13 protein-coding genes are annotated in these 13,073 nt (G+C 69.1%); 12 read left to right on the forward strand and 1 reads right to left on the reverse strand.

The window, feature by feature from the left end; translation table 11 throughout:
* The first annotated feature begins 10 nt into the window (after positions 1–10).
* From IZR02_RS06920 to dapF, 12 genes are all read left to right on the forward strand, one after another.
* Positions 11–1,687 carry a ribonuclease J gene (locus tag IZR02_RS06920; RefSeq protein WP_025103223.1) on the forward strand — a complete coding sequence of 559 codons (1,677 nt, stop codon included), beginning with the start codon at positions 11–13 and terminating at the stop codon, positions 1,685–1,687.
* Positions 1,688–1,778: 91 nt separating this feature from the next.
* A complete protein-coding gene (locus IZR02_RS06925; protein WP_062766562.1) occupies positions 1,779–4,493 on the forward strand; it encodes an FtsK/SpoIIIE family DNA translocase in 2,715 nt (904 codons plus the stop codon).
* Positions 4,493–5,068: a CDP-diacylglycerol--glycerol-3-phosphate 3-phosphatidyltransferase gene (gene pgsA, locus IZR02_RS06930; protein ID WP_025103225.1), complete on the forward strand. Its 576-nt coding sequence runs from the start codon at positions 4,493–4,495 to the stop codon at positions 5,066–5,068. The genes IZR02_RS06925 and pgsA overlap by 1 nt, the downstream gene beginning before the upstream one ends.
* Positions 5,065–5,553, forward strand: a complete 489-nt coding sequence (locus IZR02_RS06935; RefSeq protein ID WP_062766565.1) for a CinA family protein — start codon at positions 5,065–5,067, stop codon at positions 5,551–5,553. Before pgsA ends, IZR02_RS06935 begins: the two co-directional genes overlap by 4 nt.
* 141 nt (positions 5,554–5,694) lie before the next feature.
* Entirely contained in the window at positions 5,695–6,003 is a 309-nt protein-coding gene (locus IZR02_RS06940; RefSeq protein ID WP_025103227.1) for a helix-turn-helix domain-containing protein, read from the forward strand.
* An 18-nt stretch (positions 6,004–6,021) separates the two neighbouring features.
* On the forward strand, positions 6,022–6,246 hold the full coding sequence (locus IZR02_RS06945; RefSeq protein WP_025103228.1) for a DUF3046 domain-containing protein: 225 nt from the start codon (positions 6,022–6,024) through the stop codon (positions 6,244–6,246).
* Positions 6,247–6,506: 260 nt separating this feature from the next.
* On the forward strand, positions 6,507–7,553 hold the full coding sequence (gene recA / locus IZR02_RS06950; RefSeq protein WP_025103229.1) for a recombinase RecA: 1,047 nt from the start codon (positions 6,507–6,509) through the stop codon (positions 7,551–7,553).
* A 389-nt stretch (positions 7,554–7,942) separates the two neighbouring features.
* Positions 7,943–8,416 (forward strand): regulatory protein RecX, encoded by a 474-nt coding sequence (locus tag IZR02_RS17880; protein ID WP_231729436.1) that lies wholly within the window; start codon positions 7,943–7,945, stop codon positions 8,414–8,416.
* A 49-nt stretch (positions 8,417–8,465) separates the two neighbouring features.
* Positions 8,466–10,010 carry a tRNA (N6-isopentenyl adenosine(37)-C2)-methylthiotransferase MiaB gene (miaB, locus tag IZR02_RS06960; protein WP_025103231.1) on the forward strand — a complete coding sequence of 515 codons (1,545 nt, stop codon included), beginning with the start codon at positions 8,466–8,468 and terminating at the stop codon, positions 10,008–10,010.
* Positions 10,007–10,918, forward strand: a complete 912-nt coding sequence (gene miaA / locus IZR02_RS06965; protein WP_025103232.1) for a tRNA (adenosine(37)-N6)-dimethylallyltransferase MiaA — start codon at positions 10,007–10,009, stop codon at positions 10,916–10,918. The genes miaB and miaA overlap by 4 nt, the downstream gene beginning before the upstream one ends.
* A gap of 34 nt (positions 10,919–10,952) precedes the next feature.
* A complete protein-coding gene (locus IZR02_RS06970) occupies positions 10,953–11,501 on the forward strand; it encodes a dihydrofolate reductase family protein (RefSeq protein WP_025103233.1) in 549 nt (182 codons plus the stop codon).
* A gap of 9 nt (positions 11,502–11,510) precedes the next feature.
* Positions 11,511–12,383: a diaminopimelate epimerase gene (dapF, locus tag IZR02_RS06975; protein ID WP_025103234.1), complete on the forward strand. Its 873-nt coding sequence runs from the start codon at positions 11,511–11,513 to the stop codon at positions 12,381–12,383.
* An 18-nt stretch (positions 12,384–12,401) separates the two neighbouring features.
* Here dapF and IZR02_RS06980 read toward each other — a convergent pair whose 3' ends face one another.
* Positions 12,402–13,043, reverse strand: a complete 642-nt coding sequence (locus IZR02_RS06980; RefSeq protein ID WP_025103235.1) for a class I SAM-dependent methyltransferase — start codon at positions 13,041–13,043, stop codon at positions 12,402–12,404.
* Between the last annotated feature and the right edge of the window lie 30 nt (positions 13,044–13,073).

Below are 13,073 nucleotides of genomic sequence, written 5' to 3' on the forward strand. Positions count from 1 at the left end.
AGGAGACAGCATGTCCATTCCCCTGGCCGAACCGTCCGCTCTCGACGAAGGGACGCTCCGGGTCATCCCGATCGGCGGCCTGGGGGAGATCGGTCGCAACATGACCGTGTTCGAGTACGCGGGCAAGATCCTCATCGTGGACTGCGGGGTGCTCTTCCCGGAGGAGCACCAGCCCGGCGTCGACCTCATCCTCCCCGACTTCGAGCCGATCCGTGACCGTCTCGACGACATCGTGGGCGTGGTGCTGACGCACGGGCACGAGGACCACATCGGGGCGGTTCCGTACCTGCTGCGGCTGAAGAGCGACATCCCGCTGATCGGCTCCGGACTCACGCTCGCCCTCGTCGAGGCGAAGCTGAAGGAGCACCGCATCAAGGCCTTCACCCTGACCGTGAAGGAAGGCCAGCACGAGAAGGTCGGGCCGTTCGACCTCGAGTTCGTCGCGGTGAACCACTCCATTCCGGACGCGCTGGCCGTCGCGATCCGCACCCCCGCGGGCATGGCCCTCGCCACCGGCGACTTCAAGATGGACCAGCTGCCCCTGGACGGCCGCATCACCGATCTGCGCGCGTTCTCGCGCCTGGGGGAGGAGGGCGTCGACCTCTTCCTCGTCGACTCCACCAACGCCGACGTCCCCGGCTTCACGCCCACGGAGCGCTCCATCGGCCCGGTCCTCGACCAGGTCATCGGCAAGGCTCCGCGCCGCGTGATCGTCGCGAGCTTCTCCAGCCACGTGCACCGCGTGCAGCAGGTGATCGACGCCGCGCACGCGCACGGGCGTCGGGTCGCGTTCCTCGGCCGCAGCATGGTCCGCAACATGACGATCGCGGAGCAGCTCGGCTACCTCAAGGTGCCGGCGGGCGTCCTGATCGACTTCAAGAAGGCACGCGACCTCCCGGACGAGCAGATCGTCTACATGTCGACCGGTTCGCAGGGCGAGCCGATGGCCGTGCTGAGCCGCATGGCCAACATGGACCACGCCATCGAGGTGAGCGAGGGCGACACCGTGATCCTGGCGTCGAGCCTCATCCCGGGCAACGAGAACGCCGTCTACCGCGTCATCGACGGGCTCACGAAGCTGGGCGCGAACGTCGTGCACAAGGCCAACGCGCGGGTGCACGTGTCGGGGCACGCCGCGGCCGGCGAGCTGCTCTACTGCTACAACATCCTCAAGCCGAAGAACGTCCTCCCTGTCCACGGGGAGTACCGGCACCTGATCGCCAACGCCAAGCTCGCCCAGGACACCGGGATCCCCGAGCAGAACACGATCATCGCCTCCAACGGCACCGTCATCGACCTGAAAGACGGCGTCGCCCGGGTGGCCGGGCAGCTCGACCTCGGGTTCGTCTACGTCGACGGCTCGACCGTCGGCGAGATCACCGATGCCGATCTCAAGGACCGCCGCATCCTCGGCGAGGAGGGGTTCATCTCGGTCATCGTCGTCGTGGATGCCGCGACCGGGCGCATCATCTCGGGGCCGGAGATCCACGCGCGCGGCGTCGCCGAGGACGACGCCGTGTTCGACGACGTCGCTCCGAAGATCGTCGCCGCGCTGAAGGAGGCGTCCGGCAACGGTGTGCGCGACACGCACGCGCTGTCGCAGGTCGTCCGTCGGACGATCGGCCGCTGGGTGAACCAGAAGCTGCGTCGGCGCCCGATGATCGTCCCTCTCGTCATCGAGGCCTGACCCTCCGATCACGGCGTGCCGTCGCGCGCCGTGATCGTCGAGTTCCGCGTGGTGACGCGGAGATGTCGGTCGCGGGTCGTACCGTGGAGGCATGGCCAGGAGCAGCACCAAGACCGAGCGCGCCTCGACGAGCGCCCCGTCGCGCCCCAAGCGGCAGGCGGCTCCGAAGGCGCAGCCCGCACCCAAGAAGTACATCGACGAGGCGGACAAGCCGCCCGTCGCCGCGCGCGCATGGAACGGGCTCGCGCACGGCGTCGGCGGACTCTTCCGGGCCTTCGGGCCGGAGACGCTGCAGAAGGACGACCGCAGGGACGGATTCCCGTTCCTGCTGGTGATCCTGGCGGCGCTCGGTGCCGTCAACGAGTGGTTCTTCATCGGCAACGAGGTCGCGGCGAACATCAGCGCCTACTCGGTGGGGCTCTTCGTCGGTCGGGTGGCCTTCATCATGCCGGTGCTGCTGCTTCTCCTGGCGGGATGGCTGTTCCGGCACCCGTCGTCCGTGCACGACAACGGGCGCATCGGGATCGGCTTCGGGATGTTCGTGCTCGCTCTGGCGGGCATCTTCCACGTCGCCGGCCCTCGTCCCCACCCGAACCAGGGCATGCCCGCGCTGAGCGAGTCGGGTGGTCTGCTCGGATGGCTCGTGGGGCAGCCCCTGACGTACCTGACCGACATTCCGGCGTACCTCATCCTCGGGCTGCTCGCCGCCCTGAGCATCCTCATCCTCACGAAGACGCCGCCGAACCGCATCGGTGCCCGCCTGGGAGACCTCTACGCGTGGATGTTCGACGCGGAGCGCCCGGAGAAGCCGGCGAAGGACACCGCGGCCGCGGTCGACGAGGCCGACAAGGTCGACGACCCGGACGTGCTGCCCTGGTGGCGACGCAACAAGACCGGTCGCGAGGAAGACCCCGACGAGGGCACGCTCGCGTCCGACGACATCACCGCGCTCCTGTCCACCACGGAGGCCACGCCGGCATACGACCAGGCCGTGACGGTGGCGAACCCGTACGACGCGGCGACCGAGGTGCTCAGCGACGTGCGCTCCGTGACGGACGCGCTCGCGGAGCAGCAGACGACCGCGCTGCTGGACGACGAGTCGGACACCGGCGAGATGCCGGAGCTGCCCGGACTGGACGGCTTCGGCACGGAGGGCCCCGGCGACCGCGGTCCGCAGGCCCCCGTGGCCCCCTACATCCTCCCGTCGCCGGGCGTGCTGTCCGAGGGACCGCCTTCGGTGGCCCGCTCGGAGGCGAACGACCGCATCGTCGAGCAGATCACCAGCGTCCTCGACCAGTTCAAGGTCGACGCCAAGGTCACCGGCTTCTCCCGCGGTCCGACGGTCACGCAGTACGAGGTCGAGGTCGGCCACGGCGTCAAGGTCGAGAAGATCCTGCAGCTCAGCAACAACTTCGCCTACGCGGTCGCCTCCAACGACGTACGCATCCTCTCGCCGATCCCCGGCAAGAGCGCGATCGGCATCGAGATCCCGAACACCGACCGCGAGACGGTCGCCCTCGGCGACGTGCTGCGCTCGGCGGCCGCGCAGAAGAGCACGCACCCGCTCACGATCGGCGTCGGCAAGGACGTGGGCGGCAACTTCGTCGTCGCCAACCTCGCGAAGATGCCGCACCTCCTGGTGGCGGGCTCGACGGGGTCCGGTAAGTCCAGCTTCGTGAACTCGATGATCACGAGCCTGCTCATGCGGGCGCGCCCGTCCGACGTGCGCATGGTCCTCATCGACCCGAAGCGTGTGGAGCTGACGAGCTACGCCGGTGTCCCGCACCTGATCACCCCCATCATCACGAACCCGAAGAAGGCCGCCGAGGCGCTGCAGTGGGTCGTGAAGGAGATGGACATGCGGTACGACGACCTCGCGTCGTTCGGCTTCCGCCACATCGACGACTTCAACCGCGCCGTGCGTGCGGGCGAGGTGGAGGTGCCCCCGGGCAGCGAACGGGTGCTCAAGCCGTACCCGTACCTCCTCGTCGTGGTCGACGAGCTCGCGGACCTCATGATGGTCGCCCCGCGCGACGTCGAGGACTCGATCGTCCGCATCACGCAGCTCGCCCGCGCCTCCGGCATCCACCTGGTGCTCGCCACGCAGCGCCCGAGCGTCGACGTCGTCACCGGCCTCATCAAGGCGAACGTGCCGTCCCGTCTCGCGTTCGCGGTCACGAGCGTCACCGACAGCCGCGTGATCCTCGACAGCCCCGGCGCCGACAAGCTCATCGGACAGGGTGATGCGCTCTTCTCGCCCATGGGCTCGTCGAAGCCGTTCCGACTGCAGGGTGCGTGGGTCGACGAGAAGGAGATCGACGCGGTCGTCAAGCACGTCACGCGTCAGGCGCGTCCCGAGTACCGTGCCGACGTCCAGGAGGCGATGGAGCCGACGAAGAAGAAGGAGGTCGACGAGGACATCGGCGACAACCTCGAGCTCCTGCTCGCGGCGGCCGAGCTCATCGTCTCCTCGCAGTTCGGATCGACGTCGATGCTGCAGCGCAAGCTGCGGGTCGGCTTCGCCAAGGCCGGACGCCTCATGGATCTCCTCGAGTCGCGCGAGGTCGTCGGCCCCTCGGAGGGCTCGAAGGCGCGCGATGTGCTCGCGACCCCCGAGCAGTTGCCGCAGGTCATGGCGAAGCTCCGCGGCGAAGACGTTCCGTCGGCTCCTGCGGCTCCGGCTGCGCCCGCCGCCGCAGCGGTGCCGCCGGCCGAACGGGATCCGTTGGAGGCGCAGTACGACGGTCTGCCGGTCGTCGAAGCGGAGGGCGACGAAGACGCCTGGGGCCTGACGGGACGCGACTGATGGCGATCCCTCGGCAGCTCCCCAACGCCATCACGGTGGCGCGCATCCCGCTCGCCGTGGTGTTCTTCGTCCTCCTGCTCGTCGGCGGGACGTACGGCCTCGCCGATCTCACCGTGCGCTGGATCGCCGCCGTCCTCTTCATCGTCGCCATCTCGACCGACTGGGTCGACGGCTACCTCGCACGTCGCTACGACATCGTCAGCGACTTCGGCAAGCTCTGGGATCCGATCGCGGACAAGCTCCTCACCGGCGCCGGATTCGTCGGGTTGGCGATCCTGGGCGAGGTCTCCTGGTGGATCGTCGTGATCATCCTCGTCCGCGAGTGGGGGATCACCATCCACCGGCTGGTCGTCGCGAGCGAGCACGTTGTCGCGGCCGCCTGGATGGGCAAGATCAAGACGGCCTTCCAGGGCGTCGCCCTCGGCTGGGCTCTCCTGCCGCTGCACGTGTTCATCGGGCTCGGCCCGTGGACCGTCGTGACGACCGTCCTCATGGTCATCGTGCTCGTGCTCACCGTCGTCAGCGGGATCGACTACATCGTCGCGCAGGTGCGCGGCGCGCGTCAGAGCCGATGAACGGCACGACGCCGGCCGAGGCTCTGGAAGCTCTGCGTGAGCGCGGCTGGACCCTCGGTGTCGCGGAGTCGCTCACCGGCGGTGCGGTGTGCGCGGCGCTCGTCGCGGTTCCCGGCGCCTCCGCGGTGCTCCTCGGCGGCGTCGTCGCCTACGCCACCCCCGTCAAGCACACGCTGCTCGGCGTCGACACCGAGCTATTGGAGCGATACGGACCGGTGCACCCGGAGGTCGCGCGGCAGATGGCTGCCGGAGTGCGCGAGGCCGTCGGGGTGGACGGTCTCCCCGCCGATGTCGGGGTGTCCACCACGGGGATCGCGGGCCCGGAGTCCCCGGATGGGCAGCCCGTGGGCACCGTCCACATCGGCGTGGTCACCCCGACGGTGAGCCGGACCCGACCGTTCCGCTTCGAAGGGGACCGCGACGCGGTGCGAGCACAGACGGTCGCGGCGGTCCTCGACGTGCTGGCTGCTGCGCTGCGGGAATAGCGACCCGCCGCGTCATGTTGATACGGATGTGCTCACATTTAAACCACAGAGTGCAAGGGTAGATTCTGTGCAAGCCAGGAGGACTAGACTGGCCGTCTCTTCGAGGGAGACCTCGATTCACGAACTGCGGAGGAGGTTCCGATGATTCTTGTACGACAGGAGATCGGCGACGTGCTGAGGGACTTCCGTCTGCAGAAGGGTCGGACGCTCCGGCAGGTCGCGAGCAAGGCATCCGTCGCTCTCGGTTATCTCAGTGAGGTCGAGCGCGGACAGAAGGAGGCCTCGAGCGAGATCCTCGCCTCGGTGGCAGAGGCGCTCGACGTCCCCATCTCCACGATCATGCGCGAGGTCGGGGACCGCATCTCGGTGCTCGAAGGCATCCAGGTCTTCCCGGACGTCGTTCCGGACGACCTGGTCGCGTCCGTGGAGCCCGAGCTCTCGCTCCGCTGACACGCGGAGATCACCCTTATGCGACGCAGTGAGTTCCTGCGCGCCGTCGACGCCGAGTTCCATACCCGAGCCTCTTCTCTGGTGAATGACCTCGTGCTCTCCGGCATGGGGGGACGAACGGCGCTCGAGGCTCTCGAAGCCGGGGTACCTCCGCGCGACATCTGGCTCGCGCTCTGCGCCGACATGGATGTCCCCGAATCCCGTCGCCACGGCGTGGGGCGTCTGGAGCCGCGCGGCCGGTGACGGCGGCTTCCCGGGTGTGCGGAAGTCCGACACGCCGGACCGGCGTGTTGTCGAAAATCTGTTCGAACCAGGCGTAGTCTTCTGCACAAGTGGTCAGACGGTTCTGGTCCCCACGATCCGCGGCTCCTCGACGCAATGTCGGAGGCCCGCCGTACCGTGAGGTCCAGGCTGAAAAGCCATACGCCTTGTCGGAGAGTTCCTTCCGCCGGAAGAGCCGCGACAGCCTACAGGCGGCAGCACACGCGCAGAAGGAGCACACCATGCCATCACCCGCCGACCGCGAGAAGTCCCTCGAGACCGCCCTCGCCCAGATCGACCGCCAGTTCGGAAAGGGCTCGGTCATGCGGCTGGGCAGCGATGAGCGTGCCCCTGTGGCCGTCATCCCCACCGGCTCCATCGCCCTCGACGTCGCCCTCGGCGTGGGAGGTCTGCCGCGTGGCCGCATCGTCGAGATCTACGGCCCGGAGTCCTCGGGTAAGACGACGCTGACGCTGCACGCCATCGCCAACGCCCAGCGGGCCGGCGGTATCGCGGCATTCATCGACGCGGAGCATGCGCTCGACCCCGACTACGCCGCGAAGCTCGGCGTCGACATCGACGCCCTTCTCGTCTCGCAGCCCGACACGGGTGAGCAGGCTCTCGAGATCGCCGACATGCTCGTGCGCTCCGGTGCCATCGACCTCATCGTCGTCGACTCGGTGGCGGCCCTGGTGCCGCGTGCGGAGATCGAGGGCGAGATGGGAGACTCCCACGTGGGTCTCCAGGCCCGCCTCATGTCGCAGGCGCTGCGGAAACTCACCGGTGGCCTGAACCAGACGAATACGACGATGATCTTCATCAACCAGCTGCGCGAGAAGATCGGCGTGTTCTTCGGCTCCCCGGAGACCACTGCCGGTGGTAAGGCGCTGAAGTTCTACGCCTCCGTGCGTATGGACATCCGCCGCATCGAGACGCTCAAGGACGGCACGGACGCCGTGGGTAACCGCACCCGCGTCAAGATCGTCAAGAACAAGATGGCCCCGCCCTTCAAGCAGGCGGAGTTCGACATCCTCTACGGCGTCGGCATCTCCCGCGAGGGCAGCCTGATCGACTTCGGCGTCGAGCACGGCATCGTCAAGAAGTCGGGATCGTGGTACACCTACGACGGCGATCAGCTGGGCCAGGGCAAGGAGAACGCGCGCACGTTCCTGCTCAACAACGCCGACATCGCCCTGGCGATCGAGAGTCAGATCAAGCAGAAGCTCGGTATCGGCGGCCCGGCCGCGGCTCCGGGTGCTGATGAGCTGGCCGAGCGTCGCCCGGCCTGATGAGTGACCAGCGTGGGGGCGATTCCGAGCGGATCGCCCCCATCATCCCTCTCTTCGGCGGACCCACGCGTGCGGAGCATCCGGCCGCAGGCGGTGCAGACGAGTCGTCGTCCGCGCCGCCTGCGCGGTCGGGGCCGCCCGCGGACGGGGCGGGACTCTGGCGCTCGACGTGGCACGAGCCCGCGTCGGCAGGGTCCCCGTCGGTCGACGACGGTTCTCCCAGCGCGAGGCACCCCGCCCGGGGTGCCGCGGCGCGGGCCGCTTCCCGAGGCGGGAAGACCACCACATTGCGCGCCGTCGGCGATGCGTCCCGATCGCCCGGCGGGGGCGAGAGCGCGGAGAACGGCCCCTCGGCGGCGGAGATCCGAGCGACGGCGGAGGAATCGTTGGTGCGGAAGCTCCGCACGCGGTCGCTGTCCGTCTCCGAGGCCCGGCTGGTGTTGAAAGGGCACGGGCTTGCGACGGACGCCGTCGAAGACGTGGTCGACGACTTCGTACGGCGCGGATACCTCGACGACGCCGTGCTCGCCGAGCTCCTCGTCACGTCCGGCGTCGAACGCAAGGGCCAGGGGCGGGTCGCGCTGTCTCGAGCGCTCGCGCAGCGGGGCATTCCTCGTGACGTCATCGACGCCGCGCTCGACGAGCTGCCCGACGACGATGCGGAGCGGGCACTGGAGTTCGCCCGGACCAAAGCGCGTTCGATGGGACGCCTCGACCCCGACGCGGCGCTCCGCCGGTTGGTCGGGCAGCTGTCGCGCCGCGGGTACGGGGGATCGGTCGCCATGAACGCGGCGAAGACGGCGCTGCGGGAAGCCTCGTTCGGCGGGGGCGTCTCCGGCGTCCGGTTCGTGGATTCCGACTGACGGTTCGCACGCGATCTGCTCTCGGCGACGCTCGTACAATGGGAGCATCATGACTATCCCCCGCAGTGAACCGACGATCATCAGCGCGTCGTCGGCGGCCGTCGACGATGACGGGCGCCAGCGATCCTACGAAGTGCGCACCTTCGGCTGCCAGATGAACGTCCACGACTCCGAGCGTCTGTCCGGATCCCTGGAGAGCGCTGGCTACATCCGCGCCGAGGCCGGAGCCGAGGCCGACGTGGTGATCATCAACACCTGCGCCGTCCGGGACAACGCCGCCGGGAAGCTCTACGGGACGCTCGGGCACCTGGCCGCCGTCAAGCGCCGCAAGGCCGGGATGCAGATCGCCGTCGGCGGCTGCCTGGCGCAGATGGACAAGCAGGCCGTGCTCGACAAGGCCCCCTGGGTCGACGTGGTCTTCGGCACGCACAACATGGGATCCTTGCCCGGCCTCTTGGAGCGCGCGCGCCACAACGGTGACGCCGAACTCGAGATCCTCGAGTCCCTCGAGGTCTTCCCGTCGACGCTTCCCACCAAGCGCGACTCCGCGCACAGCGGCTGGGTGTCGATCTCCGTCGGCTGCAACAACACCTGCACCTTCTGCATCGTCCCGAGCCTCCGGGGCAAGGAGAAGGACCGTCGCCCGGGCGACATCCTCAACGAGATCCGTCTGCTGGTGGAGGACGGCGCCATCGAGGTGACGCTCCTCGGGCAGAACGTGAACTCCTACGGGGTGGAGTTCGGGGATCGTCAGGCGTTCGGAAAGCTCCTCCGCGCCGCCGGCGAGATCGAGGGGCTCGAGCGCATCCGCTTCACGAGCCCGCATCCCGCCGCCTTCACAGACGACGTGATCGACGCGATGGCGGAGACGCCCGCCGTCATGCCGCAGCTCCACATGCCGCTGCAGTCGGGGAGCGACCGGATCCTCAAGGCGATGCGTCGCTCCTACCGCAGCGAGCGCTTCCTGGGCATCCTGGACCGCGTCCGCGAGCGCATCCCGCACGCGGCCATCACGACCGACATCATCGTCGGCTTCCCCAGCGAGACCGAGGAGGACTTCGAGGACACGATGCGCGTCGTCGAGCAGTCGCGCTTCTCCGGAGCCTTCACCTTCCAGTACTCGATCCGCGAAGGCACCCCTGCGGCCACGATGCCGGACCAGGTGCCCAAGGACGTCGTGCAGGCTCGCTATGACCGGCTGATCGCGCTCCAGGAGCGCATCTCGCTCGAGGAGAACCAGAAGCAGGTCGGCCGGGAGGTCGAGGTTCTCGTGTCCACGGGCGAAGGCAAGAAGGACACGGAGACGCGTCGCCTGACCGGGCGGGCGCAGGACAACCGGCTCGTGCACTTCGAGGTCACTCCCGGGTCCGAGCTGCCGCGCCCAGGGGATGTCGTCACGGTGACGGTGACGCACGCCGCGCCGTTCCACCTCCTCGCCGACGACCCGACGGGTGCCCCGCTCCGCATCCGTCGGACGCGTGGTGGCGACGCCTGGGATCGGGGACAGGCCGAGTCGTGCGCCGTACCGGCACAGAGCGACGGCGCTCCGCGCGCCGTCTCCCTCGGCCTGCCGACCCTCCGCGTCGGAGTGTGACCGCGCCTCGGCTCTGGGCCGTCGTCGGCGCGACCGGCACGGGGAAGAGCGATCTGGCGCTCGATCTCGCCGAGGAGCTCCGGCGGCGCGGCAACCCGGCGGAGATCGTCAACGCCGACGCCATGCAGCTCTACCGCGGCATGGACATCGGCACCGCGAAGCTGTCGGTCGCCGAACGTCGCGGCATTCCGCACCACCTCTTCGACGCGCGAGAGGTGACGCAGGACGCTGCCGTGGCCTGGTATCAGCCGCTCGCACGAGAGGCCGTGCAGCAGATCCACGCGGCGGGAGGGGACGCGATCCTCGTCGGTGGATCGGGACTCTACGTGTCGAGCGTCGTCTACGAGTTCCACTTCCCGCCCCGGGACCCCGCCATCCGCGAGCGTCTCGAGCAGGAACTCGATCGCGAGGGTGTCGGGTCCCTGCTCCAGCGGTTGCGTGAGCGTGATCCGGGGGTCGCGGCCCGAGTGGACCCGCGCAACGGGAGACGCGTGATCCGCGCGCTCGAGATCATCGAGCAGGGGAGCGCGACGCATGGTGCCGTCCTCCCCGAGACGCCGACGCTCTGGTATCCGCACACGCGTCTGATCGGGCTGCACGTGGATCGGGGCGAACTCGTCGCCCGCCTCGATGCGCGTGTGCGTCGGATGTGGGAGCACGGCCTGGTGGCCGAGGTCGCCGGGCTGCGGGACCGCGGTCTGGAGCGCGGGACGACAGCCCCGCGGGCGATCGGATACGCACAGGCGCTCGCACAGCTGGACGGTCGCTCCACCGCCGAAGAGGCGATCGCCGAGACGCAGGCTCTCACGCGACGCTATGCACGTCGACAGGTGTCGTGGTTCAAGCGCTACCCGGAGCTGGAGTGGGTGACGCCACCCGTGGCCGTCGCCGACCTGTTGCGGGACTGACCGCGATGTCGGTGGCCCGTGCGAGCATGCGCGTATGGCCACTCACTACTTCACCGCGTCCAGCCTGGACGGCTTCATCGCCACTGCCGAGCACTCCCTGGACTGGCTGCTGAGCCAGGACATCGACATGGAGGGTCCGATGGCGTACCCCGCCTTCGAGAAGAGCATCGGTGCGCTGGTGATGGGGGCATCCACGTTCGAGTGGGTCATGCGCCATGAGGAGGGCCGCTGGACGTACACGCAGCCCACGTGGGTGCTGTCGCATCGTGACCTTGCGGTGCCGGCCGGGGCCGATGTCCGGGTGACGAGTGCCGACATCCGCGACGTGCACAGCGCGATGCTCGACGCCGCGGGTGGCAAGGATCTTTGGGTGGTCGGCGGGGGAGACCTCGCCGGGCAGTTCGCCGACGCGGGGCTGCTGGACGAGGTCTGGGTGCAGTACGCACCGGTGACCCTCGGGAGCGGCGCCCCGCTGTTGCCGCGGCGGCTCGATCTGGAACTGATCGAGGTGGCTCGCAACCGCAGCTTCCTCTGCGGGCGCTATCGCGTCGCACGGCCGGGCGCAGGGTCGTCGGCTCCCTAGACTGGTCCCATGGTCGCATTCACCAAGGGGCACGGTACCGGCAACGACTTCATCATCATCGCCGACCCCGACGGGCACCTGGAGTTGACGGCGGAGCAGGTCGCCGTGCTCTGCGATCGCCACTTCGGCATCGGCGCGGACGGCGTGCTGCGCGTCGTGCGCTCGTCCGCGATCCCGGAGGGTGCAGCCGCCCTGGCAGAAGAGCCGGATGCCGAATGGTTCATGGACTATCGCAACGCCGACGGCTCCGTCGCGGAGATGTGCGGGAACGGGATCCGGGTCTTCGCCCACTACCTCGTCCGCTCGGGTCTCGCGGCGATCGAGCCCGGCAGCACGCTCCCGATCGGCACCAGAGCCGGCGTCCGTGACGTCACCCGCAGCGTGAGCGGCTATCAGGTCGACCTCGGCGCGTGGAAGCTGTCGGGACACGACCCGCTGGTGCGCGCGGACGGGCTGACCGTCACCCGTCCGGGACTGGGCATCGACGTCGGGAACCCGCACGTCGTGGTGGCACTGGCCTCGGACGCGGAGCTCGGACTGCTGGAACTCACCCGCACGCCCGAGCTGGAGCCGGCTCCGCCCGCGGGAGCCAACGTCGAGTTCGTGGTGCCCGGTGAGCCCCTCGTGCGCGACGGCATCGGGCACGTGCGGATGCGTGTCTTCGAGCGCGGCGTCGGCGAGACACTGAGCTGCGGGACGGGTGTCGCCGCCACGGCTCTCGCTGTGCGCTACTGGGCCGGCGCACAGGCCCCCGACAACTGGCAGGTCGAGGTTCCGGGCGGCACGCTCGGAGTTCGCATGTTCCCCGCCGAAGACGGGGAGCACGTCGCCCTGTCCGGGCCCGCGCAGCTCGTCTATCAGGGTGAGGTCGACCTCGTCTGAGGTCGCGGGGCGGACCTCTCAGACGAGGTCGATGGGCTCCGTCGGCGGTGTTCCGTGCTTGCGCACCTTGAGGATGCGGTACCCCTTGCCGGTCGCCGTCCGGAAGACGCTGTAGCCGGGCTGGAAGGTCGCCGCGATCCAGCGCTGCAGGGAGTCGGCGCCGAGGTTCCGCTGGACGACGAGCCACGCATCGCTGCGCTCGTCGAGCCTCGGGATCCACTTCTCGAGCAGACCGTGCAGCTCGTTCTTCCCCACCCGGATCGGGGGATTGGATCGGATCGTGCGGAAGGTCACGTCGGCGGGAACATCTTGGGGCAGTGCGGCGTTGACATTGGTGAGGCCGAGGGCTGCGGCGTTGCGACGCACGAGGTCCAGAGCCCGCTCGTTCACATCGACCGCCCAGACGGTCGCGTGCGGAGCGGCCAGCGCCATCGACAGGGAGATCGGCCCCCACCCGCTGCCGAGGTCGAGAAGATGACCTCCCGGTGGAACCGGAGGCATGTTGGCGAGAAGCACTGCGGTGCCGGCGTCGAGTCGATCCGGGCTGAAGACGCCACCCGCGGTGGTCACTTCGAGCTCACGTCCTGCCAGGGATACGCGGATCTTGCGCAGGTTCTCGGGGCTAGCCGGGGCCGCAGTGAAGTAGTGGTCGGACCCCATACGGTGAGCGTACCGGACGGCGCGGGCTAA

Source organism: Microbacterium paraoxydans (assembly GCF_019056515.1).
Taxonomy (GTDB): Bacteria; Actinomycetota; Actinomycetes; order Actinomycetales; family Microbacteriaceae; genus Microbacterium.

Coding starts and splice junctions, on each gene's coding strand:
- IZR02_RS06920 (WP_025103223.1), top strand. CDS start 11: ATGTCCATTCCCCTGGCCGAACCGTCCGCTCTCGACGAAGGGACGCTC.
- IZR02_RS06925 (WP_062766562.1), top strand. CDS start 1,779: ATGGCCAGGAGCAGCACCAAGACCGAGCGCGCCTCGACGAGCGCCCCG.
- pgsA (WP_025103225.1), top strand. CDS start 4,493: ATGGCGATCCCTCGGCAGCTCCCCAACGCCATCACGGTGGCGCGCATC.
- IZR02_RS06935 (WP_062766565.1), top strand. CDS start 5,065: ATGAACGGCACGACGCCGGCCGAGGCTCTGGAAGCTCTGCGTGAGCGC.
- IZR02_RS06940 (WP_025103227.1), top strand. CDS start 5,695: ATGATTCTTGTACGACAGGAGATCGGCGACGTGCTGAGGGACTTCCGT.
- IZR02_RS06945 (WP_025103228.1), top strand. CDS start 6,022: ATGCGACGCAGTGAGTTCCTGCGCGCCGTCGACGCCGAGTTCCATACC.
- recA (WP_025103229.1), top strand. CDS start 6,507: ATGCCATCACCCGCCGACCGCGAGAAGTCCCTCGAGACCGCCCTCGCC.
- miaB (WP_025103231.1), top strand. CDS start 8,466: ATGACTATCCCCCGCAGTGAACCGACGATCATCAGCGCGTCGTCGGCG.
- IZR02_RS06970 (WP_025103233.1), top strand. CDS start 10,953: ATGGCCACTCACTACTTCACCGCGTCCAGCCTGGACGGCTTCATCGCC.
- dapF (WP_025103234.1), top strand. CDS start 11,511: ATGGTCGCATTCACCAAGGGGCACGGTACCGGCAACGACTTCATCATC.
- IZR02_RS06980 (WP_025103235.1), bottom strand. CDS start 13,043: ATGGGGTCCGACCACTACTTCACTGCGGCCCCGGCTAGCCCCGAGAAC.